Consider the following 26,856-nt stretch of genomic DNA (forward strand, 5'->3'; position numbering starts at 1 on the left):
GGGCTGCATCTTTCGATATTATTGTAGAATGAGAGTAGCTAATTTGTTTTCAATAGTGTTCGAGATTATTAATATTATGGCGAACTCATCACCATAATCTAATCTCAGCTAATAAAAAAATTTAATTTCTCATTCGCAGTTATATTCGTTGTAAAAGAACTGATTATTTGCCGCAGCGAGTTTCTATTTTTGAGGGAGAAGAATCTCCGTCTTTTGAACTCGTTTGGCCTTGCCGGCGATTTCCCATTCGGAAAAGGCCGTAAAAACCAATGTAGAGAATTGAGTTGGCCGGTCAAGGAAAAACGCGAGTTATCTCTTCTATTTTTTTAGGGAAAACGAAGAGGATTTTTCAGAAAAAATGCTCTGTTTTTGCTTTCTAAACGCCGAACGACGAAAACATATTAGAAATCTATAAAATAGTATAGAAATATGGGTTTCCTGTCCAAGAAAAATCTTAATTTTTCGACTTAGCACCCGGGAAGCTTTGCATCAATTTTGGGATCTCTCTCTTGAGTTCGCTCTTAAGATCATCTAAATCGTCCAATGTGTCTTCTGCCCAACCTCTCCAAACAAGCTGATTCGTTTTACGATCCACTATATCCACAAGAAGAGTCCCGTCCTTAAACTCCTGGATATAAGTTTGAGAAGGTACGTAGTAAGGAACATTATTATAGCCGTAAGGATACATGGAATTATAACCCCCGAAATACGGTGACATTCCGTAAGGAGTTCCGGCGTAATAAGGAGTGTATCCATAACTTAAACCGGAAAATGCAGGAGAGCGATCTTCTACAATTTTATTCTGTATAATACCATGATATTCCACGAGAAGGTCCGGCTTTTTAAGATCCAATTTTAATCCCTTGGATTCCAATTCCTTTTGTAATAGATTTCGGATCTCTTCCTGGACCTTGAAATCTCCGAAATATTGCTGATCTCCCTTTTCACTCGAAGGATACCAAGTAAATGTCTTATACTTTGTAAAATCCAAAGATTTATCATAAGAAGATTCTATTTGAGCAGCGGAACAATCTAGCATCAGCAAAAGGAAACAAAAGAAGATATTTGAGGTACGAAATAAATTCATAATATATGAATATATGGTTTTGTTTTACTTTTCAACTAAAACCGGACTTTTCGATCGTATGTAATGCTTTTTTTAATATCGAGTTCCCCGCGATAGCGATGCGAAGTGCTTTAGTCCGGAACGCGAAAGCGTTACGGATGAGCGCGAATGCGCGAACACGTAGCAGCGCGACTCTCGCGTAGCGAGAGGATCGCCCAAAGTTTTCGTATATTATTTCCGGTCTATTTACTCTTCTTCAGCCGAATAATTTTCGCCGATCGAAAATGCGCAAATCCGGGATAAATGTGTATATGGTAAGCCTGTTTCTTCGGCCCATTCATTCAGTTGTTTTTGGATGAGGATTAGATCCTTTTTGGATTTTCCAGATTTAGAGAGAGGAAGGCCTGCATCACGTAAACATAATATTACATCCGAAGAAAGAATGAAGGAATCTCTTCCGATAAAACGTAAGAAATATTGTCCCGTCATTTCGCCCAACCTGGATCCTCTTTTGGAAAGAAAATCCAATAAACCGATTTGATCCTGGATTGGCCAATTCGCTAAAAATTTTCCGAAACTCCCGTGTTCTATCGCAACGTCTATAACGAACTGGGCGTTCTTTCTTACGGAAGAGATCTTTTGTGCGTTACGAATAATCCGTTCGTCGGAGCTTAAGCCGTCCCAAAATCGATTCGGCTGCTTGAGTAATTTGGCCGGATCGAATCCTAAAAACGCGTCTTCAAATTCGGGCCATTTATTTTCTACAACTTTCCATACGAATCCCGCAGAGAAGACTCGTTTGGTCATTTCGCTGAGGATACGATCGTCCGAGATACGACTAAGTTTATTTTTAGGAGGTACTTTAGGGAGGAGAGTTTGCAGTATATTCTCTCCACCTTTTCTTTTAGCTGCCCGTTTTCGGATCTTTTCAAAAGAGATCATATATATTCCTCGATAAAAACTTAGAAGACCTCGGCCCTAAGATAGAAATACAGATGCCAGTTTTTATTCAATTATTTCACGGCAATAATATGCAGAAGGTATCACGAAAACAGCTGAAGAATTATTCATAACCGACGGTTATCTTTGTAGGAATTCCAACATGAGGAACGGATAAGAATATGTGTTGCGAAAAGATTAGAGATATGATAGGAGATTTTTCGGCGAGTTTGGGTACCACCGCACCGGCCCCCACCCAATAAGGGCGGGGATTTTTTCTACAAAATGGCGGAACGCGGAATCCTCATTCGTAAATCTAAGGATGAAGTTCGGGATTTACTCGCAAATTTGCAAGGACCCTTGATTATCAAAAATAAAAGAATCCGAACCGTCTTCATACGAAACCGCCCAACCTTTAATATCATAACTGATATCGTTAGATAAAGCTTGGATCCCGATCGGAAGTTTGGAATTAGGTCCGAAAGAATAATCCGCGAAGCTTCCGTCCACATCCAATGGGAATCCTTGAAAATTATAATCACCGTATATTCTTTCCGAAGAATTTTCTTGATCAGTAATCTTCAATAGACGATGAGCGGCGTCATACACATAGCTGCAATCGTATAGGATATTACTTGGATTGGATGTTTGGTAGCCGCGATTCCTACCCAAGCCGCGTTGAGATGGGAAAAAACAAAACCCTCCTGGTCCTCCCGGTGGATTGATCAATCCAAGTTGCGCACCTTCGATGGAGGAATATACTCTGCTTTGGGTGTCGTCTGCGGATTCGCATAAATATTCCTTTCCAGATGCGGAACATTCATACTCGATCACTACATTGCTAGTATTGGAATCAATGACAGATACTTTCTTCGGAACATTGACACATTTTTTACTCAGTAGAGCCGCGAGTATCGCAGATGTATCTCCGTTTGAATCTCCTTCACAATTCAAAATAGGTAATAGTAATACAGATAAAAGTAAGATCCGAATTTGTTTTTTCATTTATAGTCTCCGATTCGTTAAAAAGTTTTTTAGTTTTTTCGAGAAGGATGGTACCACGTCGGAGAGCTGGGGACAAGATCGGTAACTACTAGGGATCTTTCGTTTTTAGGTAGTAATACGAGGGTTACAGTCAATGGATACAGTGTACGCGTGTTGGAATTCCAACATGAAAAGTCTGTGTAAAATGTAGTTGCGGGATTTGCGAATATATGATAGGAGATTTTTTTTGTGCGACTTGCGGGTACCACCGCACCGGCCCCCACCCAGAAAAGGGCGGGGATTTTTTCTATAGAGCCGCGGAACGAGGAATCCTCATTCGCAAAATTTTACTGGCCCGCTGTCACAATCCTCTTCCTCGAGCGTCTTTCTTTTAAAAGAGGAAAGAAATGAACACAAGATTCAACTACGCCAAAGTATATCCCCAAGTTTTGGAAAAAATGATGGAGATGGAAAACTTTGCTAAGAATTCAGGGATCGAAACCAAACTTTACGAGCTAATTAAGATCAGAGCTTCTCAGATCAACGGATGCGCTTTCTGTATTAACATGCACACTGTGGACGCCAGAAAATTAGGAGAAGAAGAAAGAAGGATCTATCTTTTGAACGCTTGGAGAGAAGCTCCTTATTATTCAGAAAAAGAAAGAGTCGCTTTGGAATTAACAGAATATGTGACTAAAATTTCTGAGCAGGGAGTTTCGGACGATTTGTATGCAAGAGTTAGAACTCAGTTCGAAGAGAAAGAATTCATCGCTTTGATCGTTGTGATTAACACTATCAATTCCTGGAATCGGATCGCAATCTCAACCGGAATGACTGCTCCGAACTAAAACCGGTCTCTGCTGAAGACTTCATACGTGCCTTTGGATCGATTTTCGATCGAAGGACGTATGAAATTCATTTTGAACTATCGCAGTGGATCTCTAATCTAATTTAGTAGCTTCTAAAGTTTTTGTTAAAGACTGGGAAGTACCTTTCAATCTTTCTAAACTAGTTCTGAGTTTTTCTGTGATTTCAGACATTTCCATGGATCTTCTGCTTAGATACTCTATACCGCTCAGAATTTGTTTTGCTCCATTCGATTGTTCTAATGTAGAATTTTTCATTTCCTTAGAAAGATCTCGGATATGTTTATTTTTATCTTCTACTTCAGTTGAAAGGCTTTTTTGTTTGTCTACTGAATCTCCCACCTGAGCAAGTGCTTCTCCGATAGAACCAATTCCTGAAGTCAATTCACGGAATGCCTGGACCAACTCTCCGAATTTTTCAGAACTTGTATCGGAAGCTTCTCCCAAGGCGCCGATCTGTTTTACTATCTCTTTTGCATTTCGAGAAGAAGAGTCTGCAAGTTTACTTACTTCTTCTGCGACTACTGAAAATCCTTTTCCTGCTTCTCCTGCCCTCGCAGCTTCAATAGCTGCATTTAAGGAAAGTAAATTTGTTTTTCCTGCAAGATCCTGGATCACTCCTAAAATTTTACTCACTTCTTGGACAGTCCCCTTAAATTGAGAGAACACATCTAATGCAACTCGTACGGTGCCCTCTCCTTCGATCGCAGTTGCTGCTGAACCTTCGCCCAGACTTCTGGCAAAAGAAACTGCTTCGAACACTCGTACCATTTGGTCTTTCCATTTATCTATAGATATAGAAGTATCATCTCCAAATTCATCCTGCTTTTCAGCCATTTTTGCGATGGATTCTATACTTGCTCCCATCTCTTCCAAAGTGGCGGATGTTTCTTCTACCATACTTGCAAGATCTCGGCTGCTATCTTCGTTAGCTTTGGCAACATCTTCTACGTCTATTAAGGATTTACGAAGTTCTTCGGCTACTGTTTCAGAACTATGGAGGATCTCTTTTGCAGAATTATAATTTCGGATAGCTCTTTCTTCTGCGTTTTGTGCCTCTTCTACCAATCTTCTTACAAACTTGGTCGCATAAGAGATGGTTACTCCGAATGCAAATAAGAATACTCCCATTAAAATTACTAAAGGAGATCTTAAACGGATCATTCCTTCATAACCCATGGTGAGAAGTTGTGGATTCAGAATTGTAAGAGCTAACGACATCGCAGTGAATTGCACTGCTAAAACTGTAGAAGTGATAAAAGTGAATCTAGGATTAAACCTAAAAATGGTTCCGGCTAAAATTAAAAAATAGATCCCGTAGTTAGCGGGGCTCAATATACCGTTCGGTTTCCATTGGTCTTCTGTTCCGAAATATCCTGCCTGCACGATTGCATAACCGATAAATTCCATGAACACTGTTGCATATTTCAGCCAAGGTCTATAGCCGAAGAACTTCATTACAAAAATGGAAAAGAAGATAATGAAGGAATATGCGAAAATGCCGCCGATATAATAACCTAAAACCGCCTGGATCCCGCTTTTCCAAACTAGGCCGAATGCAGTTCCGAAAATAAAAACTATGGTTAAAAATATTCGCAGATAATTTGCGGCAACTTCTCCTTGGCGCTCCAATTCCAAATTTCTATTCATTATTCCTCGGTTAGGCGATTTTAGTTTTTGGCCCAAAATCGCTTCAAATCGACCGAGTGTCAAGCAGGGATATTATGCAGATCTAAATTAGAAGAATTAAATGTCGATTGGGACCATCAAAGCTAGCTCAAGTGTGCTCATATGGATCGTATATCCTGAATCTTTGAACAACGGTCCATGCCAACTAAGCCTGGCTTTTATAAATCCGAATTTAGGCGTTTCTACATAGAGCATGTAAGCGAAAACTTGTTTATCCTTTGCATTAATGCTGGTTCTGGACAATGCACTCAAAGCTAATAATTCTAGAGGATTGTATTTATCCTGCAAAGTTGAATAAACCAATAGTGATACTATGTCTGTAGAAAAATGGGTGCCCTGACTTGCAAGATACGCTCCCATCAATTCTAAATTATTTCCTTGGCTTAAATTTACTAAAAGATAATTGAATATTGGATCTCCCCTTCTCAGATCCACTAAACCAGAACTCATTTGTATAAAACTCAATGTATTTAGGAATGTATCTCTATCACCCATTGCTCCGTACATTTTTCCGATCGTTTCTCCGGGATCTCTAAAATCTACATTTCCCCTTATTCTCATATCTGCTAATCCGAAACCGAAGCCCATACGAAATCCATCTACTTCAGGATTTCCCCAATAGAATGTAGGTATTATATAATTATAATCTACTCTAACGTTAGTTCCCAGATCTGCAGTGACTGTATTTTTATCATTCTTATCGGAGTTACTACTACTGCCGCTCGAAGAAGAGGAGCTAGAGCCGGAAGAAGAACCTCCCCCTCCATCAAAGGAAGGCACTGAATAAACTTGTTTATCGAATTCTTTTCTAGCAGAGTGAAACAAAAGTTGTACCCCGAAAGCCTCATTGATCTTATAGTCCTTACTTCTAATATCAAAAAAGAAATTCGGTCTTTGAGAGTCTGTGGTCATTGCCGCGGATCTTCCTCTTCCGCTTATATCTAAATCTGAAATGAAATCGTAACTTCCTCCGGGTTGTATGGAAAAAAATCTGGCCTTAGGAGTTTTTGGGACACCCAAGTCCCGATCAAACTTATTTGCTTTCTGTCCAGAATCATAATGATCTCGGATCTCTTTTAGCACATCCTCGTCTAAATCTGTCTTTGTAGGAGAAGCGAAATTGGGGATTGGAAATAAGATACAGAATAAAAGTAAAAAATAAAATTTTGCCTGGATGTTTCGCTTCATGTATATATAAAGATGAATATTGCTTCTTTCAATCCAATCTGAGTCAACTAACAAAACGGATTGAATAAGTAATGCTGTCATTTAAGATGGAACCAATGGACTGGAGATTTAGATCATTACTTTTACTTACTATATCCTTTCTAAGCTTAGGTTGTCTAAAAACATTTCCAGTTTTGGAAGATCCAGCACCAGGGGCAGAAGGATTAGTTGCTTTCGGGCTCATCGTCGCCAAAGGCGGTATCTCAAATGGGATATTCACAGGCATTGAAGAATCCGGTTCCAAAGACACACATGTCTCTTCTATTGCAGGGGACACCTTTCGCATAGATTTAGAAGATCCAGGCAAAGAAATGGAAGGAGATGGGAACTACAGATTTTTATGGGTCCAAAAATTAAGGTTAGGTAAATCAGAAGAAGGAGTCCCTAAATATTTTGTAATTACTAGACTCCCTCAAAACCAATCCTTAGTTTTAGACAGCGCTTCTTATACTTACACCACTACTCATACTTATACAACTGTGAATAAATATGGACATGTACAAACACATACCTCCACAGTTGTTCATTCAAGTTCCATTCCGATAGAATACAATCCATTAGAAAAATCTAAATTTTCTTTTTACAATCCTGGAGGATTAGAGATCCGATTTATAGGAAATTTTATCGCACATCCTAAAGATGAAAATCGAAACTTAAGCGGTCTTTATAAGGGCACTTATGTTTTAACAAACATTGATACTTATCTGACAGAAAACCCTGATTCAAATGCTGGTTTTAAAAATAGATTTTATGGCAAAGAGGAGATAAGTGCAAAAGGTGCTGAGATCCATTTTCTAAAAAGATTTATTAAAGAAAACCGATCTCGCTATTGGCAGGACATCGCTATTAAAAGACTTTTTAGCTTGGATCCGAAAACCAGAGAGGCTGCGATCAAAGCAAAGATCCCAATTCCTTCCCAAGATTTAAGTTTAGAAAATCCGATCCAACAAAATTAAGGCTTAGAGATCAGAGTATTGATCGTTCCACTAAAGCCTGTCTCCAAAACAGTCCAAGAAGAAGGTTCTAATCCTGTTTCAGAATATACTATTCTTCCGGATCTTCCCGCGCCTACGAATTGTTTTGCAAAAGAATTGTAAGTTACACTTAAGAAATCAGGCATTCCATTATCGTATGTACAACTTCCAATAGAATCATACACATTCCAGTTTGCTCCGGAATCCGTAGAATTCATCCAAGTACATGCATCAGCTAATGCTACTATAAGATTCCCCTTATATGCAGCGGCATTTAATAATAGACCATAAGTGTAATCGGCCATCAGTACATTTGTGACTACTTCTACCCATTCGCCTCCGGGCAATTTTCGATTCACATAATTTGCGCTATCACCTTGCCCAAAAGTAAATCTGGAATGATTTGGTCCCCCATAAAACCAAGAAGTGTTTGGATTATAGTTTGGAGGTGTATCCGGAAATGCAGCATAACCCATATAATCCGGTAGATCTGCATCAGATACCCAAACGGCAGAAGAAGAATTGTATTTTAAGATCGCATCAGAATAAGAGCCAGTCTCTCCAGAACATCTTGCAACTCCATTGTCTACTTCCAAATAACAGGTAGTAGTCAAACCCCCATCCACAGTTGGAGTCGGTCCTAATTTTTTAAAGGCCCAGTTCATTCCGTCCAAACTGACTAAACCATAATAATCTTCGTTTGCTCCAGTTCCCATCTTATGACCGGAAGTGAAGAATAATCCAACACCTCCCACATTACCAAACACAACGGACCTAAGAGGAGTATTAGAATAAGTTGATGGACTTGGAGTTGGACAAGTATGTCTCACCCAATCCACACCATTTGCACTACTCCAAAGACCACAATTGTTTGAATTAGTCTGATAAGTATTTGTCAAGGTCCCGACTGCTACCCATCTTCCATTTCCTTGAGCCAATCCATAGATCACACCGCCAGAGCAGCCTGTAAATGAAGTCGAAGCACCTTGCGAAATATTCCAACTAATTCCATCGTTAGAAGTAAAAAGAGAACAATTGTCTCCAGCGGCCATAAACTCTGGCCCCGCATCTCTTCCGTTAATCGCTTCGGAAAGGCTAATGTCCATGAGTAAGCCTATAGGAGATTTTGCGGAATCTATATCGATTGATTTTGCTTGGTTGCAAGCCCAGATAGAAAAGAAGAATAGAACGAAATAAATACGCTTCATGGCAGGTACTCCCAGCTTTTATACCACAAACCAGCGTATAGAAAATTGCTAAATTTTCACTAAAATGAGGGATAGAACAAGCTCTAAAACTTTTTTTCTCTACCTAATAGTTCGGCTAACAAAACACCTGTGAGCACTAAACTACATCCGATCAAACCAGTAGCATCTAATCTTTCTTCCAAAGTAAAATAAGCAAGAATAGCGGAGAAGACTGGCTCCAAAGAAAAAATCAGCCCTGCTCTTGTGGGAGAAATTCCCTTTTGGTATTTTGTTTGTAAGAATGTAGTTCCTACAGAAGAGATCAAGCCATTATAAAACAATGCAGGCATTACTCTTGAATCCATTTTGATAAACAAAGGTTCGAATTCGGTCCAGTCCAGAATGAATGCCAAAAGAAAAGCAAATACGCTCGTCACTAATGTTTGGGATAAAAGAAGAATGTCCAAAGGACAGGACTTACTCGCCTTATCCACATAGATAATATAAAGAGAGAAGAAAAATGCTCCACCTAAAGTAAGAACATCTCCTAGATGATAGGATATTACAAATTTATGATCTTCTCCAACCGACTCAGCCGAAAGAAAGAATAGTCCAAACATTACTACAATCACCCCGATCAAGTTTCCAGAACTGGGCAAACGTCTTAAGAATAAAGTTTGTAAAATAGGAGTGATGACTACTAAGGTCCCAGTCAAAAATCCGGACTTAGTGGCAGTAGTATATTTTAAACCAATTGTCTCGAATGCAAATCCCATAAACATCCAAAAGCCCAATAGGAAAGCTAAGAAGTATAAAGATTTGTTTGTTTTCCAATTCGGATAAGATACTGGGTGCTTTCTATTTTTAAGAAGAATATAAATTACAAAAACAAATGTAGCGATCGCAAATCGAATACCAATAAACAAACAGGAAGAAATAGAAACTAAACTTAGCTTTGTAGCGGAGAAGGTTCCACCCCAAATCAAGGTGCAAAAGATTAAGGCTGCCTCGTTTTTATATCTGGTCATGATCTTATTGGGCAGGAGCTTTTTTCTTTAAAACAATATCTATAGCTTTCCAGGATCTCCAAGTAGTTCCTTCCCAGTTGAATGTTTCGTATCCTTCTTTTTCAACCTTTAACTTAATACCACGTATTCCAGGAAAGGATTGGAAGAACATTCCATCTTCTTTACGAGAAGTCCTAACTTCTCCATGATAAAAAAGAATCTTATCATATTTGATGTTTGCGACTATAGGATTCCCATGTTCATCTTTGATCTTGAAGTATAATTTACTTCCGTCTGCGATTTCCTCCAAAAGAATTGCCCAAGCAGGTCTCAAAGATTCTACAATTTTAGGAACATCTGAATAAGGTGGATTCAAATGAGAAGATTCTATTAAATAAGCAAGTGTTCCATACTTAAAGAAATAATAATCTTGGTCTACTCCGTCTACGCCATAGATATTTTTCTTAGCGCTGAAATTATGATTTGGATTTTTACTTTCTACAGAAGAAGCGATCCTCTTTCCTAAATTCCAAACCAGATCAGGTTCCGGATTTGAAGTCCCATCAATTGTGTACGGAACTAAAATGCAATTTGCAAATGCATGATAACTGATAGAAGCTGCAAACCTCTCCTTCTCCGCTAAATTCATCATTGCTTGTGTCTCAGGCTCCGAACCCGCGTAAGGTCCTCTAAAAAATACACTATTCGATACGGAAGAAGTTTGATTCGATTTTGTTTTTCCCCAAAAGAAAGGATAGTTACGATTTATATCCACTCCTGGATTATCTTTTTCAGTTACCTGTCCCCAACCAGGATATCCGTTCTTTCTTCCCATGGAAATATTTTCATGCCAAAACACACGAGAACCATCTGGGTTTACGATTGGAACTACCCAGATCTTCAACTTTGCGAAAATATCTGAATACTTCTTCTTATGAGCTAAAAGTTCATAGATCACATCATAACAATGTTCTACAGAAACAACTTCATTAGAATGATGGGCGCAATTGAATAGAACTGAAATTTTATCTTCATCTGGAATATTCGTATCTGTGAGTAAAATTGCTGGGATTTCTCTTCCCCTAGCCGATTTTCCTATTATCTTATACTGAGAGTGTTTAGGAAAAAGTTTGTGAACCCAAAACAGATAATGAGAGTTTAAAATATTATCCTTATAACCTTTTTTGATATCTGCTAATGCAAAAATGGATTCTGATAATGAATCCTGGTAATTTCCAGAATAATATTTAAATGGCATTCCTTTCGCAATATTGATCCCTTCTTTAGGGAAACCATAAGTCTTTAGTTTTTCCCTGTGGATCACTGCATAACTATGATCCTTCTCAATGAATGTATAAGGGACTTCCCATGAAGTGGCCTTCTCAAATTCTTCTCTTGCGTTTTTATCTATTTTCAGAAGAACAGAGATAGATCCGTCATTTAATGGGCGAGAAGGAATGGTTTCCCTGAGTACAGAACAGGAAACTATAAAAGAATAAAATAGGAAGCCGAGTAGAAAGACCCGAAAGAAGCCCGTCACAGTTTAAATTTCGGAAAACGAATTGGAAAGAAAAGAAAGAATTCTATTATTGAAAGGAATATTTAGTAACTTACTTAGGAAGGAAAACCGCTAATTCGGGAAAAGTAATAACCCTTCCCGAACCAGAAATGAATATTAAATTATTTTTTCTGCCAGAATTGGGAACGACCAATCAAGGAGAATCCGATATAACCGCGGACTTCTAATTTTTTTCCGCCATCGGTTGCTTTCAGACTACATTTGTACCAAGTTCCATCGTTTGGATCAAGAATACGTCCGCCAGTCCATTTGTCTCCGTCAGCTCCTAATCCTTTGATGATTACCATTCCTAAGATAGGTTTATCTTTTTCAGGTCCATCACATTCAGTACAACGAGCAGGTTTTCCATCTTTATCATTTGGATCGATAAGGGTTAGGATTTTTCCGAAAATTTTTCCGTCCTTCTCATAGATCTCAACTGTAGATTCTTCCTTTGTTCCTGCATCGTTGAATGTTCTCCAAACTCCTGTAACCGGAGCAGGATCTGCAGAAAGACTAAATGCTCCCGCAAAGAATAATACGAATAAGAATATTGCGCTCGTCCTCTTCATTAAATCACCTCGTTAAAATAGAAATAAAACGGGGAGAAATCTCCCCGCCTGCTTGGAATTTTATTTTTTAAGCCAAGTCTGAGTTCTACCGATCAAAGAAAAACCGATGAACCCTCTAACGTTCAATTTAGCACCACCATCAGTGGCTTTTAATTTACATTTATATGTTTTACCGTTATTAGGATCCATAATGGTTCCTCCGGTATACTCGTCATCATCCAGGCTCAGACCTTTGATAATAACAAGACCGATAACAGGTTTGTCTTTGTCTGCACCTTCACATTTGGTACAAACTTTTGGCTTGCCGTCTTTGTCCAAAGGATCTCTTAAGCTAGCAATCTTTCCGTAAATCTTGCCACCTTGCTCGTAGAGTTCTACTACGGACTTTTCTTTACCGTCTTCGTCGTCTATAGTCTTCCATTTTCCGACTACTGGAAGCGCGTCAGCAAATACAGATTCGCCTACTAAAAACGCCGCCAAAACGACAAATAAAACGAGTGATTTTTTCATTTTTGATTAACCCCTTAACGTTTGTATTGAAATCGGTTATATTTAGTCTTCTTTGGAACCAAGCAAGCAAACTATTCTTTGAACCATTTTTTTTGCTCAAAAACCCGAATATTACAGGAAAGAATTAGGGTTTTACGCAAAAACATGTAGTCTTATAGGTTAATTTATATGAGAAACCCGGTTTTTAACCGCCTTTCTCAGAGTATTTTTCATGTTTTCGAATCGTTTTCTCCCCTATTTACGAATATTTCTATCTATCTTCATATCCGTATCTTTCCTATTTTACTGTTCTGGGGAAGATAAAGGTTCGAAAACAAACGATTTGATCGCGTTATCCTTACTTACAAACAGGGACCAAATCGCTGAGGCATTAACATCTGCGATGGATCCAGTTTCTGGTTCTATGGAAGGTTTAAGTGGAGAAGGTACATCTGTTGCTTTCCAAGGAAATCGTATTACTTGGCCAGAAAGGATCAGCTCTTTAGGACATCGACTTTGGAATAGAGGACCTGATTTCGGTGAATTAGAAGCTTATAATTTTTCATTCAACTGTTGGGGCGGAGGAAATTATTCAAGACAAGTTTCTTCCACTGATGCAAGTGCATACGACTTCTTAGATTACATTTTGGATGGGAACGATCCTTCTTCTTCTTTCTTAGTTTCTAAAGAATTTGGGAATTGTAAATTTTTACCTTTTAGCAATTGGACAATTGATGGACTGACTGAAAATATTTGGAGTAATCTTTCTGGTTCTTCTCCTTTCGTACAAAACGGTACGAATTTGAAAATCGGAGTGAATCGTACGATCCAAAATTCCTCCCAAGGAATTTCAGTAAAAGTAACGGGAACAGGTGCACCTCTTGCTTATGGAGCGGGAACTCCAACAACCAATCAGGCGTACTCTTTAACCTGGAATAATATCCTGACAGGAGCTTCTCCTGGAATTTCTTCTTACTCCCAAGATGTTTCCGTTTTGAGAGAGGGATATTCCGGATCCGGTCTTATTTTCTCTCACCAAGTTTCGTCTTTAAGTTCTTTACAATACGGCGCGGATAGAAGCGAATCTAATCCTTTATCCTGGTACCGACTTTGGAGTGCAGGCTCTTTACAAGTGGTCCATGTGGAGAAAAATTTCACATTAACACTTTCAGTAGATGAACCTGTGAAATGGAAATACATCGATTGTCTTCCTAGATCCGGAAAAGTGTCCTTCACTTTGAGCGGAAATCTGACAGGAACTGGGACCATCTCCTTCTCCGATGGCTCAGGTTATTACGTTTACACAGTGACTGATTCCGACGGGAACAATTCTACCGAGCAGGGAAATCTAGACTTTTCTTCTTGTAGCGTTCCACTTTTTATTCTCTAAAAATTTCCGGATCAAAAACTTTCGGAACAAGCGAAAGGTCTGCCCAGTTTAGTCAATTTTTCTCTTGCATAAGAATGCACCAGGTCGAATCCTCTTGGGAAAGGATTCTTCCAGGTTTGATGAACTCATATTCCTTTCGTCCGATCCATTTTATTATTCTATTTTTATCTTTAATCTTTTTGGCCGCCCCTCATGTGCTCGGATCTCCCGACCCGAGCAAACCTTGTTACGGTAAAAAAATCAAAGGAATGCAATGTATTCCGGAAGGATATTTTATCCGCGGAAGTAATACACATGATCCGGACGAATCACCCGAACAAAAAATTTATCTCAGCGACTTCTTCATGGATCTATACGAGGTCACAAATGAAGACTTCAGCAAATGTATAGAAGAAGGTTCCTGCAAAGATTGTCTTTATAACGGAACCTGTGATTATATCGGACCTGCTTATGGAGATCTATATCTAAAGCCAAAACAGCCGGTTCTTGGAGTGAGTTGGTATACTGCAAAAGAATACTGTGAATGGGCAGGTAAACGACTTCCGACAGAAGCAGAATGGGAAAAGGCCGCCAGAGGACCAAAAGGGAATTTATTTCCTTGGGGGAACAAACCCGCAAATTGTAAGTTAGCCGTCATCGAAGAAGACGAAAGAAAAGGTTGTGTTTATAAAAAAATTAATCCTCCAAATTTAATGCCAACCGCTCCTGTAGGAAGTAGACCAGCAGGAGTTTACGGATTATTTGATATGGCAGGAAATTCCTGGGAATGGGTCCAAGACTGGTACTCCGAAAATTACAAAACATGTGGAGAAGCATGTAACGGAAAAGATCCGAAAGGGCCTTGCGAGGGAGAAGATAACTGTCCTGGTTTTGATAAAAAAACCTTAAAAGGTGGATCCTGGTGGTGGCCCTCAAGTTATGCAAGGGGTTCTAAAAGAAGAGCCCATGTTCCTCAAAATTACCCTGAATATCATCATTTTGGGTTCCGTTGTGCGAAAGACGCTGGTTAAAAAGCTATACAACGGATAGCACTCTTATAAACAAATGTAAGAAGCCAAAAATGGTCATGCGAAATGAAAACAAAAAATCTAAAGAAACCTGTCGTTTCTCTCTTGTTGGTCCTCCTACTAGGATGCGGATCTTCGGAGCTTACTCAAATCTCTGGAACGGAGACCCCATCTACAAATTGGGAACAAGATAAAAGTCCTTATATAATTTCTAATTGGGCGTTTTCTGAAATCCCTCCCGGAAATTTTTTCCACGGACATTTTCCTGTTTTACCAGGACAGAATTCAGAAAGTCCGACCGGCCAAGATCCTTATAAGAGTCCGTCCCAGACTCTGGAAGCCCGCGAAGCGGACTATAAACTAGAATCTTTTTTGGCGGCCCCTTCTAATATTTCTAATTATAATCCTAAAAGAAAGGACTCTTCTTTTGTATTTTTTCATTCAGTTAAAAGAAGTAAGAATGATCTAGATATATTACTTTCTGCTTATATACCTTTTTGTCCGTCTGGATGTTATCTTGGAGTAAAATCAGAAGGAAAAGAACAGATAATTGTTCCGGGAGAATCAGAGGATTCATCCAAACCCAGGATCGTAGTCATTCCATTCCAAAACGAAGAAGTTACTCTGGCTCTACAATTATTCCCTTTTAATGGTCCTCGAAATATGATGGAAAATCCCGTCATAGGCAGTTTTTCAGAAATCCAAACTGTTTATCTGGTAAAAGCTCTTAGAGTATTATTATTCAGCTCTTTGGAGTTTTTTTCCTTTTTCTTTTTTGCGTTTATATATATCAGAAGACCCCAAGATAAATTTAATCTCTCTTTTGCTCTTTTGAATTTATCCTTAGCAATCTGGTATCCGGCATACGAAGGTTGGTTCCAATACGTAGTGGATTCTCCCTGGACCTGGGTAATTTTCGGATATTCATTGGGAGCATTTCTTCCTATTCTATTTTATGAATTTACAATTGGGATTTTCCAAGCGCCCAGAAACATTCCTGGAAGAATATTACAATTTCTTTTTATTCTTCTGACCATTTGGCCTTCTTTGGAATACGCGATCACAGGAGGACACCAATACTTCGGAAAAATCGCATTCCATATATTTTTAGTCATATTAGTATTCTTTTATATGAATACTTTATATATATTTTTCAGATATAGATGGAGTAGCATTCTATCTTTCCGTTGGGTAGTCACAGGTTTAATTTTAGTCGCTGTATCTTCTTTTTATACTGTACTAAGTTTTGCGGGTTTTGGTCAGGCCCAACCTTGGGTGAATGAAAGTTTCCTAGGATTAACATTATTATTCAGCTTAGCTCTCGCCAAACGATATGCAGAAGTTTTTAGAGCCTTAGAAAAATCAGAAGGCAAACTCAAATCCTTAAATGAATCCTTAGAAACAAAGGTAGAAGAAAGGACCCAAATTATAGAGCTCCAAAAGGCAGAACTCGTACAAAAAGGTAGAATTTTAGCAAAAGACCTTTCTATTGCGGGGAAGATCCAGAATGCACTTCTGCCGCGAGAACTTCCTGTCATACCAAATGCAAGGATCTCTTATAGATATAAGCCAATGATGGAAATTGGTGGAGACTTACTGGATGTGATCTATGATCCTTCTACAAGTTCGCTGGGAATGTTTATTGGAGATGTGACTGGTCATGGAGTGTCCGCTGCACTTTTAGCATCGATGTTGAAAATGACTTTGGGGGATTGGTCCATTCTTCTACAGGATCCTTCTTCTCTTCTATTACATATTCGTAATCAATTCGAAGGAAAACTAGATGGTCACTTTATTACTGCGACCTTAGTAACTGTTGATCTAAGATCCGGCAAAACATTGATCGCAAATGCAGGACATCCTGAATGCCTTATTTTGAGAAAAGGTGGAGTTGTAGAATTTTATAGACCTAAAGGAGTTGCGATCTATGAGGCAATCCCAACCACTTACCAAACTGAATTTGTAGATTTAAAACCTGGAGATAAAGTTATATTATATACGGACGGCATTCCTGATTCCAGAAATACTGAGGGAGAATTTTTCGGAGAAGATCGTTTATCCGATCTGTTAAGAAAAAATTCGGATCAAGTTCCTGAAGATCTTTGTGATTCTGTAATTCATGGTGTCCAAGCTTTTCAGGGAGAATTCCAAAACCAAGACGATATGGCTTTGTTAGTGGTGGAATATTTAGGATAATTTAGTTAAAGCCAATATTCTTCCAACGGATTTGGGCCTTTGCAAATTTTTGTAATGCCTCCAGATCACATTCAGGATGCCCGGAAAGTGGAAGTGACTCTTCCTCCAATTCTCTGCATTCAGAATCTTTCCAATTGATAGAAAATATTCTGATCGAGATCTTTCCGACTATATCCTTTTTTTCTAATGGAGGATAGAAGATAGGTACTATTCCATAGGTTCGATTGTCTTCCAAAGCAACATATTGGTCATTTCCCAAAGTAATCACTTTGAATGGAAAATATAAAAATAGAGATCGAACCGATTGAGGACTTTCTTGAGAATAAATCGTTTTATAGGTTTTTCCAAAATTGGTTTCATCCAAAGAATGGTTTAGATTAGTTCTTTCTCCATTCTCACCCAGATTTACAAAATCACGATTAAATTCGCCTGAGCGGATCGGGATACCATTCACAAAAATTTCAGTCAAAGCAGGAAGATTTTCCTGGGAATATTTATAAGAAACAGTATCTCGAGGTAGGCCAACGATACGAGAAGGAAGAAGTCCATTCTCCTCTGTTCTTTTTAAGATACCGTCTCCCCTTTTGAGCTCAAGACCCGATTTCTGGACTAAAACCAAATCTCCTCTTTGGAAATTAGGCTCCATTAAATCGGATCTGATCTCATAAACATCGATCCAAAACTCTCTCACAAGCTTAGTCCCGAAATATGAAATCACTAAAGAGAATATTAAAAAAGTCGCAAATACGTAAATTTTTCCATAAGGAAAGAATAAGAAGAAATTTTTCTCTTCTTCATATTTGAAATAACTCTTTCGAGTGAAATAGAATAATAAAAACGGATAGGCAAATATACCTAATACAGAGATCCAAAAGATCAAATATGATAAAACTCCTTCCCCCAAAAATCGAAAGAAAGAAAGAATCACAATGGGAGAAAGATAAACTATCGAAACCAAAACAACGGAAGAGCAGATATCTTTTAAGAGCAAAAAGCCGGTTGGAGGTACAAAAAAATTTAAAATAAAGGAAAGAGTGAATCTCACCGAGAAAAAGACAGCAAAAGAGGAGAATATCTTTTTACTAATAGATTCAGGCACGGCTTGGTTCCGTAATTTTTAAAGAAAGTAAGGAGTTTGAATATTTAGGCAAATGTAGTTCTTCGGCAAGTTTAGAGGCTTCGTTTAAATATGAATTAATTAGATCAGAGATCTGTCTCTCTAATTGATTTTCTTCTAAAAGTCCTAAAATTTCCTGCTTTTTATTTCTTTTCCAATCTTGCCTTTTATCTTCCGGAAGAAAATAGATCATAGAAGAAATGTCTTCATTCTCCAAATCCTCACTTAAATCCTGATAATCGTCTAAAAGTCTCCAAGCTACGCCGAAAGACTCATACATTCTTTTCACAAGTTCTGCTTGGTCCTTAGAAAAAAAAGATCTGGCAAGTAAGTATGGCTGCAGGGACCAAATCCCCATTTGAGAACGAAATCTGGAAAGATGAGCCTCTAAACTTTCTGCAATTCCTAGATCTACAATGGATTTAAAATATCTATCTATGAATTCCTCCACAATCAAAACACCATCATGCACTTCTCTACCAAATAATTTACTAGATTGAGCATATCTGGTCCAAGCCTCGGTCCTAAGCTGCAGAATGATATGATTCGCTCTTAAAGAACCATCTGTTAAATGATCATCTAAAGAATGAAGTAATAACGCAGAAGAATGAGATTCAAGCAGTAATGTCAGCCAAGGATTTTCCCAAGGCAAGGCATGAGCGGATTCGTTAATCCAATACAAGATAGAATAACTTGGACTATAATATTTTCTTAAAAAATTAAAACCCTCGGCTACGCTATTTTGGGAATATTTATATAAGAATAAGACCGCCTCTGTTCTGAGAGAAATTGGCAATCCATAACAAATACTTAAAGCAGAACGATTCAGTAACTTGCAGAATTCTTCCGCCTCTCCGGGGTTATCCGAAAGACCGAAATCAAGCCTTTGCATGGCCACATATTGGAGAAATTTATTTTTTTTACCATTTATTTAATTTCTTCTAAGAAATTTTTGTGATAAATAAGGTTTTTTGAAGATTCTTTCGGTAATCAATATTCCATTTTAGTATTTTAGAATTTGTTAACGGCTTTATCCCAATCATAGTATGCAGCTTTTGGAGCGTTAATTACAATGATAGATTATGTCCCTTAGTTTGGATATAAAATCTTCAGACATACGTTATCTTCCTTATTAACCGAAGTAGGACTTTTAGAAGATTATAAAATTAGAATACAGATTCCGCTATACATCCAATATTGTTCTTGCAGATTTTAAATTCCAGAAAGATTCTCCTGGAATCGGCGGGAAATAGTTTGAGAACTTTTTTAGACTTTATCCATACAGAAAAAGCAAATCATCCTCAATTTATACTTAATATACAAAAAGAAGATCCAAATTTTTTACAAGATTGGTTCCAAACAATGGGTTACGATGTTTCTACTTGGGAATGTACCAAGGTGATTGAAACATTTAAGACCACATCGGGTCATAAAACAAAGGACTCAGGTCCTTCTGCCATACATTAGAATTCTTTAAATCGCTATACCAAATAAAATTTGCAGTTGAGCACCATATGGATTCTGGTGAGACCTAGCTTCTTTTTCTGGTTCTTGCCAATCTTTTTGTAATTGTCTATAATCCCAGCTTGTATTGGTACCGTATGAACCTCTCTGTTCATGAGTACCTCTTTCGGGATAGAATAGAATATTTCCGCCCACATGAATGAAAAACCCTGAAGTGAAAATATATCTAAAGCCAGCACCCGCAGAAAGAAAAAGTTTTTGCTGGGAGATATTCCAAGCATAGTCCCTATAATTTCCACCCGGGACGTAACCTTCTGTTTTTCTTTGTTTTTCTGAATAAGTTTCTAATCCCGCGCCCGCAGCAAAATAATAAGGTCCAGAAAAAGGAAACCATTCCATTTGGAGAGCTAATTGTCTTTGGATCTTCTCTGAATTTGTAAGAGTGAATACTCCTGAAAGATCTGGCTGCACACCATTTACATCCAGATCAAATCTTTGGATCACTCTTTGTTCCTGCCATTGGAGAGAAGCAGCCAATTTGGAAGAAAATTGTATCCCTGAACCGAACCAACTCAGACCGTTTGCAGTAAAACCTCCGATGAAAAATTTTCTGGAACTTCTTCTTCCTGCCTGCTCCAGTTCACCTGGAACAGGAGCAAAATCATTGTTTCCTTGGGCGAAAGCCGCAGGAGCAATCAGTAAGAAGGACACAAAAAAAAGTTTTTGAATGAGGTTTTGTTTCATACAGATCCTAAAGCCGGTCCAGGATTCCAAATTTCTATGGAAAGGTCAAGCTACTCGGAGGAGACGTATACAGTTCCGCCTTTATTTAAGAATTCTTCCGATTTTTCTTTGAAACCTTCTTCCATTGCCTTCTCGTCCGAAATCCCTTTCTCTTCCGCGTATTTTCTAAGCTCCTGGGTCAAATGCATAGAGCAGAAATGAGGGCCGCACATAGAACAAAAATGTGCAGTTTTCATTCTATCTTGGGGAAGTGTCTCATCATGAAATGACTGAGCAGTATCTGGATCCAAGGAAAGTGCGAACTGATCGTCCCATCTGAATTCGAATCTGGCCTTACTCAATAGATCATCTCTTTCTTTAGCGCCAGGGTGTCCTTTTGCAAGATCAGCCGCATGAGCAGCGATCTTATAAGCAATTACCCCTTGTTTTACATCTTCTTTATCAGGAAGTCCCAAATGTTCTTTAGGAGTTACATAACAAAGCATTGCAGTTCCATGCCATCCAATCATTGCAGCTCCAATCGCGGAAGTGATATGATCATAACCAGGTGCAATATCAGTTACTAGAGGCCCTAATGTATAAAATGGAGCTTCCTTACAAATTTCCATCTGCAAGTCCACATTCTCCTTGATCTTATCCAGCGGAACATGTCCTGGGCCTTCTATCATTACTTGGATATCTTCTTTCCAAGCAATTTGAGTAAGTTCTCCTAATGTTCTTAATTCAGAGAATTGTGCCTCGTCGTTTGCATCTGCAATACTTCCTGGGCGTAAACCATCACCTAAAGAGAAAGACACTCCATATTTTTTCATCACCTTGCAGATCTCTTCAAAACCAGTGTATAGAAAATTTTCCTCGTGATGGGCCAAACACCATTTTGCAATGATAGAACCACCTCTGGAAACAATACCTGTTACTCTTTTAGAAGTGAGGGGAATATATCGAAGAAGGACTCCTGAGTGAATTGTAAAGTAATCCACTCCTTGTTCCGCCTGCTCTTCCAATGTTTCTAAAAATACGGAAAGATTTAAATTTTCAGCCTTACCTTTTACTTTTTCCAAAGCCTGGTAGATTGGAACAGTACCGATTGGGACTGGGGAATTACGGATAATCCATTCTCTAGTCTCATGGATATTTTTTCCTGTGGAAAGATCCATCACGGTATCAGCTCCCCATTTAATGGACCATCTTAACTTCTCCACTTCTTCTTCGATGGAAGAAGAAAGAGCAGAGTTACCAATATTTGCGTTAATTTTCACTAGAAAGTTTTTACCAATGATCATTGGCTCGAGCTCAGGATGGTTTTTGTTAGACGGAATGATCGCTCTTCCTCTGGCGATCTCACTTCTTACAAATTCAGGATCCATTCCTTCTCGAAGCGCCACATATTTCATTTCTTCGGTTATCAATCCCTGTTTTGCGAAATACATTTGGGAATGATTTTGGACCGGAGAAGGACCCGAATTTCTTCTCTGGACCCATTCTGCCCTAAGTTTAGGGATCCCCGCTTTCCAATCGGAAGGATTCCAGCCATCTTTCCAAGGGCCTTCTGTAGTATAAGCGCTGTAAACGGATCCGTTGCTTAAGCGTATCTCTTTTCGAGGAATTTCGAATGGAGTTGTAGTTTGATTGGATTCCATAGTGTTTCTCCCATGTTGGGGAAAATTCCGGAATCTGAAATATGAGGAAAAGAAAAAGGACGCAGGAAGAAGTCCATGCAAAATTTATAATCTTTCGCGGACCTAGATCTCGGGCGTTTGTTTTTTTCCGTTTCCCTTCGCAGGCATTATCCTGATCAGGTTCCGGGGACTCTCTCAGAGACTTTTGGTCCCACCCCCAACGGTTCTCTCCATTGGATTCCTAAATTCTAGTCTTGCAAGGAGTTTTTCCAAAACTTCTCACTCGAATTCGCGAGAGATAAGTCACTGATTTTTATCAAAATTTTAAAAATCGAAATTAACGAACGGTTGTTAAGATTCTCATATAAGAGGAAGTGAATGTTTATTTTTTACAACAAATGTTCAAAATAAAATCTTTTATAACGGACTTTTTTATTTTATCCAGAATATCTGTTTGACACCCAAGTCCGCATCGATATTGTCCTGTCCAATGCTTGGACCCCAAGATAGACATAAACGGTCCAGGTGAAAAACCACTCTACTATACGAAAAGTTTAAGGAGCTATTTAAATGGTTCGTAACATCACGAAAGCTTTGTTAGTTTTCGCCGTACTTTGTTCTTCATTCGGCTTAAGCGCAAAGTCTTACATCACTGGAGGCCTCGGTCTTCAATTTGACCTTGGATCATTGGGCGATACAATTGCAACCGACGGTTTGGACTCTTCCAGCAGTTATGCTACTACAGATTCCAAAGGGACTACTACAGGAGTTCTTCCTCGTCGTGCAATCATCCCTGAAAACCGCTTACTCAGTCTACAGCACACTACAAACGGATTGATCAGCGCTAAAACTAGCGGTGCAATGTCCGGTCTTGTTCTTTCCTTAGGTTACGAGCATGATTTCGGAAAAGCATTCTTCTGGAGAGTAAACGCACACTACACTCGTAAAGTTATGGGTGGAGAGACTACTGCAAAATTCTTAGGACAAACCTTCTACGATATCACTTGGGATTATCACGCAATCCAAATTCCATTTAACATAGGTATCAAATTGAATGTAACTGAAGATTCTAGCTTCTATATCGGAGCTGGGGTTCACTACTTCAATGGTGGATGGAGTCTTCAAGGAAGCAACCGTTTGAGCGATGTTCATGATGCTCTTGTTGGAGCTGGTGTTACCAACTCTACTATCTTAGGACTTGTAGCAGATGGAACTGATCCTGCTGCAAACTGGGAAAAAACAACATTCCAAGTTTCCGGAGTGGCTCCAAACTGGTTGATCGGAGCTCAATCCAGAATTTCCGACAAAGGTCATATCTATATGGAAGTTGAGACTCTATTCTCCTTCAAATACGGTATTGCTCACCCATCTTCTGTTGGTGGAATCGCAGGTTTAGCACCTTCCGTTGCTTATCCTCAAGTTCTTGGTGGAAACCAGTACAGATTCGGATACAAACACGAACTCTAATTCTTAGATTTCTTGTCTGTATGCAAAGGCTCTCCGTTGCGGAGGGCCTTTTTTATTTTCACTTCTTCTCCCGAAACGTTAGTTTTCTTCCTAAATTAATAAGCGAAATATAAGTTTCGCCATCCCTAAGGGTACAAATACCCTCTTCAAAACTTTATCACATAACAATCATGTAATGACCTAAAACGAAAAAACGATGGCTGTCTTAGAGTGTATCCATTTCCAGTGAAAATGTTTTAAAACTCACTCCGGAGATAATCATGATAAAAACCGCCAGAAGAACATTTCTGATCCTTCTATTCCTAATACCTGGAATTTACTTAAATGCAAAATCTTACGTGATGGGTAGTGCAGGACTACAATTTGATTTAGGGGATTTAGGAAGCACTATCGCGACTGATGGTTTAGATTCCTCCAGCAATTATGCAACTATGGACAGCACGAACACTACTCCCGGAGTTCTTCCTCGTAGAGCAGTCATTCCTGAAAACCGTCTACTCACATTACAACATTCTTCTAATGGATTAATAAGTGCTAAAACTAGCGGTGCAATGACTGGACTTGTACTTTCCTTAGGTTATGAGCAAGACTTTGGAAAAACATTCTTCTGGAGAGTAAACGCACATTATACCCGCAAAGTTATGGGCGGAGATACAGAAGCGAAATTCGCAGGACAATCTTTCTATCATATGACCTGGGACTATAATGCTATCCAAATTCCAGTAAACGTTGGGATCAAACTTTCAGTTTCAGAAGATGCTTCCATTTATATTGGAGCAGGAGTTCACTACTTTAAAGGTGGATGGAGTTTAGCTGGGAATAATCGTTTGAATGATGTTCATGAACTACTAGTTGCTGCGGGTATAACAGATACAACAGTACTTGGTTTAGTTGCAGATGGAACAGATCCTTCTGCCAATTGGGAAAACACAAAATTTAATGTCTCCGGAATTGCACCCAACTGGCTATTTGGTGCACAGGCAAGAATATCAGATAAGGGTCATATATATATGGAAATGGAAACTTTGTTTTCCTTCAAATATGGAATTGCTCATCCTACCTCTGAAGGTGGAATTATAGGTTTAGCACCAAGTGTTGCATATCCTCAAGTTTTAGGTGGCAACCAATATAGATTCGGATATAAACACGAGATCTGAGTTAACATCTTTTTTTCGTTTGTGCAAAGGTTCGTAAGGAAGGAGAGCCTATCTCGAAATGTAAGAAAGGGGCCCAAAAGTTTAAAGGGAATATGTCTATTATAAACGCCCCCAAGAAGCTGAATAAGCTCCGATAAGGTCTCCTAATTTGTATCCGAAGGATCCATCCTTTGGATACAATCTTTTAATTTCGGTTTTCAACTCACTAGTGATCTGGTCTGCTGCTCCATGGCATTTTAGACAAACGGGATCATTTACATAGATCGGTCGCATGAAATGAAGAGACTTTGGTAAGCTCTCTGAAAATATGAATGCAGGATTTTCCTTAGAACCGAACTCTTTCCATTCGGAAAGCGCTCTTATTTCCCAATCCTTCGGCAGATGATCAGGGTTCCGACTTCTTTCCGAGACCCTTCGAATATCTAATCTAGGATATGTGAATATAAGATTCTTCTCTTTTTCTTCCGAGAAAGTACGGCAGGTCACAAGAGAAGCAAGACTTCCTTTTTTACGGATCGAGTCCTTTAAATCTTTCGTTAAACTCTCTTCAGATTCGGAGAAGAGTTTCATGAGAATTGCTTTCCTTTCTGCATCCTCTTCTCTAACACAGAATGATAATGAAGCCAAGCTTATGCAGATAATGAAAGCTCGAAAATAAATCCCTTCCGAATGAAATAATCTGGAGAATTTCACAAAACGATAATGCGATCCAATCCGTTTTTGCCAATTAATATAATAATCTTGCGATAAGTTTAGACAAACTCTATCCAATTTGGAAGATTTCACTAAACAAATTCTTTACGAATGAAAATCATGTTTTTACCATTACTAGAAAATTTTCAAGTTGAAAGGTTTGATCTTCTGCTTTGACTGTCCGTTATCCGTAATTCTTCTAACTTCGTTTCGGGAATTACGAGTTTATAATAGGATAAGGTTGAATGAAGGTTAAATTACTTATTTTCAGCTGTTTTTTATTCATTGGATTTGCCAATTGCACCGGTGCAAATTTTGGGAATACTATAGGAGCTACTCCAAACACAAATCCCACTAAAAATTATGGATTCGTGTTAGGCTTAAGCCCTCTTGTTACTAAAGGAGCCTACTTAATTCATAGTGGGGATATACCCGGCCAGATCGGCTTCGGAGCGGAAGCGAACTTAACTGGAACAGCTTGCAGCCGAAGTATTCTCAACTTAATCGCTTTCGGTGATTCATCATTAGCGGCCGCTAAAGAAAATGGAAAGATCAATAAGATCGCGGCGGTCAATTATGAGCAGTTTGCAATTTTAGAAGGTGTTTACCATAGCTTTTGTACGGTGATTACAGGTAGTGCTGGTTCTAGCACGCCATCATCCACAATTCCAGTTCTTTCCGCTGATCCAAACCTAACTCCAAAGAAAAGATAATCCAAAATGGCCAAGACAATGAAACATATAACGATCAAAATATTAATTGCCGTGGGAATCATACTAGGCTCTTTCACGAATTGTTCAAATGGACCAGTAGGAGGGTTTATCTATGCTGGAACTGAATTTCCAGGTGAATTCAACACACTGAATAATGTAGCCTCTGTCAAAAAAGCTGAAGGTTGCACGAGAAGCGTCCTGGGTCTTGTTACTTGGGGCGACTCCGGGGTAGGTCAAATTGCTTTAGCAAATAAAATAACAAAAATAGCAACGATAGATCATTCTACAATGTCTGTTCTAACTTTAGTTTATAGAAATTATTGCACCATCGTTGTGGGAGAATAACTATTTATGAAAAAGACAATATTTTTAATATTAATTTCCTTTAGCTCTTTTGCTTCATTCAATTGTGCAACAAGTATCTTGCCTGCAGCAATTTTTGGTTCAGCAGAATATCATGTCTCTGGAACTCCTACCGGAGGACCAACTGATGCAAAAATCCTAAAAAGCGGTCAGTCTTGTAACATTTACTCACTTTTGAATGTTTTCTTCTATTCAGGCGGAGAAGGAAGCATTATCGAAGCGGCGCAAAAAGCAGGAATCAAGAAAATTGCAGTAGTTGATAAAAGTGTACTATCAGTTTTCGCACCTATTTTTTCGAGAGAGTGTGTAGTAGTTTACGGAGAATAAGCCTTACAAATTCTTTCTTACTACAATCCAGTTATTGGGTA

General features: G+C 38.7%; 26 protein-coding genes and 1 riboswitch. Of the genes, 11 read left to right on the forward strand and 15 right to left on the reverse strand.

Annotated features, from left to right (window positions below; translation table 11 throughout):
• Window positions 1–454 precede the first annotated feature (454 nt).
• The 3 genes from EHQ52_RS04005 to EHQ52_RS04015 form a co-directional block, all read right to left on the reverse strand.
• Window positions 455–1,039: a DUF4136 domain-containing protein gene (locus EHQ52_RS04005; protein ID WP_244244791.1), complete on the reverse strand. Its 585-nt coding sequence runs from the start codon at window positions 1,037–1,039 to the stop codon at window positions 455–457.
• Window positions 1,040–1,312: 273 nt separating this feature from the next.
• Complete coding sequence (locus tag EHQ52_RS04010) at window positions 1,313–2,008, reverse strand: DNA-3-methyladenine glycosylase I (protein WP_135613999.1); 696 nt, start codon at window positions 2,006–2,008, stop codon at window positions 1,313–1,315.
• A 333-nt stretch (window positions 2,009–2,341) separates the two neighbouring features.
• The gene (locus tag EHQ52_RS04015) at window positions 2,342–3,010 is read right to left on the reverse strand and encodes a hypothetical protein (RefSeq protein ID WP_135614000.1); all 669 of its coding nucleotides are present in this window, start codon (window positions 3,008–3,010) and stop codon (window positions 2,342–2,344) included.
• 386 nt (window positions 3,011–3,396) lie between these two features.
• Here EHQ52_RS04015 and EHQ52_RS04020 point away from each other — a divergent pair, with 386 nt between their 5' ends.
• Entirely contained in the window at window positions 3,397–3,837 is a 441-nt protein-coding gene (locus tag EHQ52_RS04020; RefSeq protein ID WP_135614001.1) for a carboxymuconolactone decarboxylase family protein, read from the forward strand.
• A 93-nt stretch (window positions 3,838–3,930) separates the two neighbouring features.
• On the opposite strand, the gene EHQ52_RS04025 is transcribed toward EHQ52_RS04020, so the two are convergent.
• Together EHQ52_RS04025 and EHQ52_RS04030 are read right to left on the reverse strand one after the other, a co-directional pair.
• Entirely contained in the window at window positions 3,931–5,505 is a 1,575-nt protein-coding gene (locus EHQ52_RS04025) for a methyl-accepting chemotaxis protein (protein ID WP_135614002.1), read from the reverse strand.
• 96 nt (window positions 5,506–5,601) lie between these two features.
• Window positions 5,602–6,813 (reverse strand): hypothetical protein, encoded by a 1,212-nt coding sequence (locus EHQ52_RS04030; RefSeq protein WP_244244792.1) that lies wholly within the window; start codon window positions 6,811–6,813, stop codon window positions 5,602–5,604.
• Here EHQ52_RS04030 and EHQ52_RS04035 point away from each other — a divergent pair.
• Window positions 6,804–7,727: a hypothetical protein gene (locus EHQ52_RS04035; protein ID WP_135614003.1), complete on the forward strand. Its 924-nt coding sequence runs from the start codon at window positions 6,804–6,806 to the stop codon at window positions 7,725–7,727. The two genes, EHQ52_RS04030 and EHQ52_RS04035, sit on opposite strands and share 10 nt — an antisense overlap.
• Here EHQ52_RS04035 and EHQ52_RS04040 read toward each other — a convergent pair.
• From EHQ52_RS04040 to EHQ52_RS04060, 5 genes are all read right to left on the reverse strand, one after another.
• Window positions 7,724–8,953: a hypothetical protein gene (locus EHQ52_RS04040; RefSeq protein ID WP_135614004.1), complete on the reverse strand. Its 1,230-nt coding sequence runs from the start codon at window positions 8,951–8,953 to the stop codon at window positions 7,724–7,726. The genes EHQ52_RS04035 and EHQ52_RS04040 overlap by 4 nt on opposite strands.
• An 83-nt stretch (window positions 8,954–9,036) precedes the next feature.
• Window positions 9,037–9,960 carry a DMT family transporter gene (locus tag EHQ52_RS04045; RefSeq protein ID WP_135614005.1) on the reverse strand — a complete coding sequence of 308 codons (924 nt, stop codon included), beginning with the start codon at window positions 9,958–9,960 and terminating at the stop codon, window positions 9,037–9,039.
• Window positions 9,961–9,964: 4 nt separating this feature from the next.
• The gene (locus EHQ52_RS04050) at window positions 9,965–11,479 is read right to left on the reverse strand and encodes a M14 family zinc carboxypeptidase (RefSeq protein ID WP_135614006.1); all 1,515 of its coding nucleotides are present in this window, start codon (window positions 11,477–11,479) and stop codon (window positions 9,965–9,967) included.
• A 140-nt stretch (window positions 11,480–11,619) separates the two neighbouring features.
• Complete coding sequence (locus EHQ52_RS04055) at window positions 11,620–12,069, reverse strand: DUF2147 domain-containing protein (protein WP_135614007.1); 450 nt, start codon at window positions 12,067–12,069, stop codon at window positions 11,620–11,622.
• A 60-nt stretch (window positions 12,070–12,129) separates the two neighbouring features.
• Complete coding sequence (locus tag EHQ52_RS04060; RefSeq protein ID WP_135614008.1) at window positions 12,130–12,579, reverse strand: DUF2147 domain-containing protein; 450 nt, start codon at window positions 12,577–12,579, stop codon at window positions 12,130–12,132.
• A 322-nt stretch (window positions 12,580–12,901) separates the two neighbouring features.
• Between EHQ52_RS04060 and EHQ52_RS04065 the strand changes: the two genes are divergently transcribed.
• The 3 genes from EHQ52_RS04065 to EHQ52_RS04075 all read left to right on the forward strand — a co-directional run bounded on the left by EHQ52_RS04065 (window position 12,902) and on the right by EHQ52_RS04075 (window position 17,151).
• The gene (locus EHQ52_RS04065; protein WP_244244793.1) at window positions 12,902–13,948 is read left to right on the forward strand and encodes a hypothetical protein; all 1,047 of its coding nucleotides are present in this window, start codon (window positions 12,902–12,904) and stop codon (window positions 13,946–13,948) included.
• Window positions 13,949–14,067: 119 nt separating this feature from the next.
• Window positions 14,068–14,958, forward strand: coding sequence for a formylglycine-generating enzyme family protein (locus tag EHQ52_RS04070; RefSeq protein ID WP_135614010.1), 891 nt, complete (start codon window positions 14,068–14,070; stop codon window positions 14,956–14,958).
• 63 nt (window positions 14,959–15,021) lie between these two features.
• Complete coding sequence (locus tag EHQ52_RS04075; RefSeq protein WP_135614011.1) at window positions 15,022–17,151, forward strand: PP2C family protein-serine/threonine phosphatase; 2,130 nt, start codon at window positions 15,022–15,024, stop codon at window positions 17,149–17,151.
• Window position 17,152: 1 nt separating this feature from the next.
• Here the strand turns inward: EHQ52_RS04075 and EHQ52_RS04080 are convergent, their stop codons facing one another.
• Both EHQ52_RS04080 and EHQ52_RS04085 read right to left on the reverse strand, forming a co-directional pair.
• Window positions 17,153–18,031, reverse strand: coding sequence for a S26 family signal peptidase (locus EHQ52_RS04080; RefSeq protein ID WP_135614012.1), 879 nt, complete (start codon window positions 18,029–18,031; stop codon window positions 17,153–17,155).
• A 211-nt stretch (window positions 18,032–18,242) separates the two neighbouring features.
• Window positions 18,243–19,160: a class 1 isoprenoid biosynthesis enzyme gene (locus tag EHQ52_RS04085; protein WP_208653450.1), complete on the reverse strand. Its 918-nt coding sequence runs from the start codon at window positions 19,158–19,160 to the stop codon at window positions 18,243–18,245.
• A gap of 362 nt (window positions 19,161–19,522) precedes the next feature.
• On the opposite strand from EHQ52_RS04085, the gene EHQ52_RS04090 reads away from it, so the two are divergent.
• Window positions 19,523–19,735: a hypothetical protein gene (locus tag EHQ52_RS04090; protein WP_135614014.1), complete on the forward strand. Its 213-nt coding sequence runs from the start codon at window positions 19,523–19,525 to the stop codon at window positions 19,733–19,735.
• 6 nt (window positions 19,736–19,741) lie between these two features.
• Here EHQ52_RS04090 and EHQ52_RS04095 read toward each other — a convergent pair whose 3' ends face one another.
• Window positions 19,742–20,476, reverse strand: coding sequence for a hypothetical protein (locus tag EHQ52_RS04095; protein ID WP_135614015.1), 735 nt, complete (start codon window positions 20,474–20,476; stop codon window positions 19,742–19,744).
• Window positions 20,477–20,526: 50 nt separating this feature from the next.
• Window positions 20,527–22,116: a phosphomethylpyrimidine synthase ThiC gene (gene thiC / locus EHQ52_RS04100; RefSeq protein ID WP_135614016.1), complete on the reverse strand. Its 1,590-nt coding sequence runs from the start codon at window positions 22,114–22,116 to the stop codon at window positions 20,527–20,529.
• Window positions 22,117–22,231: 115 nt separating this feature from the next.
• Window positions 22,232–22,324: riboswitch (TPP riboswitch) on the reverse strand.
• Between the two features lie 341 nt (window positions 22,325–22,665).
• Between thiC and EHQ52_RS04105 the strand changes: the two genes are divergently transcribed.
• Window positions 22,666–23,562 (forward strand): porin OmpL1, encoded by an 897-nt coding sequence (locus tag EHQ52_RS04105; protein WP_135614017.1) that lies wholly within the window; start codon window positions 22,666–22,668, stop codon window positions 23,560–23,562.
• 260 nt (window positions 23,563–23,822) lie between these two features.
• Window positions 23,823–24,719: a porin OmpL1 gene (locus tag EHQ52_RS04110; protein ID WP_135614018.1), complete on the forward strand. Its 897-nt coding sequence runs from the start codon at window positions 23,823–23,825 to the stop codon at window positions 24,717–24,719.
• Window positions 24,720–24,818: 99 nt separating this feature from the next.
• Here EHQ52_RS04110 and EHQ52_RS04115 read toward each other — a convergent pair whose 3' ends face one another.
• A complete protein-coding gene (locus EHQ52_RS04115; protein ID WP_341867163.1) occupies window positions 24,819–25,505 on the reverse strand; it encodes a Tll0287-like domain-containing protein in 687 nt (228 codons plus the stop codon).
• A gap of 152 nt (window positions 25,506–25,657) precedes the next feature.
• On the opposite strand from EHQ52_RS04115, the gene lsa14 reads away from it, so the two are divergent.
• The 3 genes from lsa14 to EHQ52_RS04130 are packed head-to-tail and all read left to right on the forward strand — an operon-like array spanning window position 25,658 to window position 26,815.
• Window positions 25,658–26,125 carry an adhesin Lsa14 gene (gene lsa14, locus EHQ52_RS04120; protein WP_135614020.1) on the forward strand — a complete coding sequence of 156 codons (468 nt, stop codon included), beginning with the start codon at window positions 25,658–25,660 and terminating at the stop codon, window positions 26,123–26,125.
• An 18-nt stretch (window positions 26,126–26,143) separates the two neighbouring features.
• On the forward strand, window positions 26,144–26,470 hold the full coding sequence (locus EHQ52_RS04125; RefSeq protein ID WP_135615641.1) for a TRL-like family protein: 327 nt from the start codon (window positions 26,144–26,146) through the stop codon (window positions 26,468–26,470).
• A 6-nt stretch (window positions 26,471–26,476) separates the two neighbouring features.
• Window positions 26,477–26,815, forward strand: a complete 339-nt coding sequence (locus EHQ52_RS04130) for a TRL domain-containing protein (protein WP_135614021.1) — start codon at window positions 26,477–26,479, stop codon at window positions 26,813–26,815.
• The last annotated feature ends 41 nt before the right edge of the window (window positions 26,816–26,856 follow it).

This window comes from Leptospira koniambonensis (assembly GCF_004769555.1).
Taxonomy (GTDB): Bacteria; Spirochaetota; Leptospiria; order Leptospirales; family Leptospiraceae; genus Leptospira_B; species Leptospira_B koniambonensis.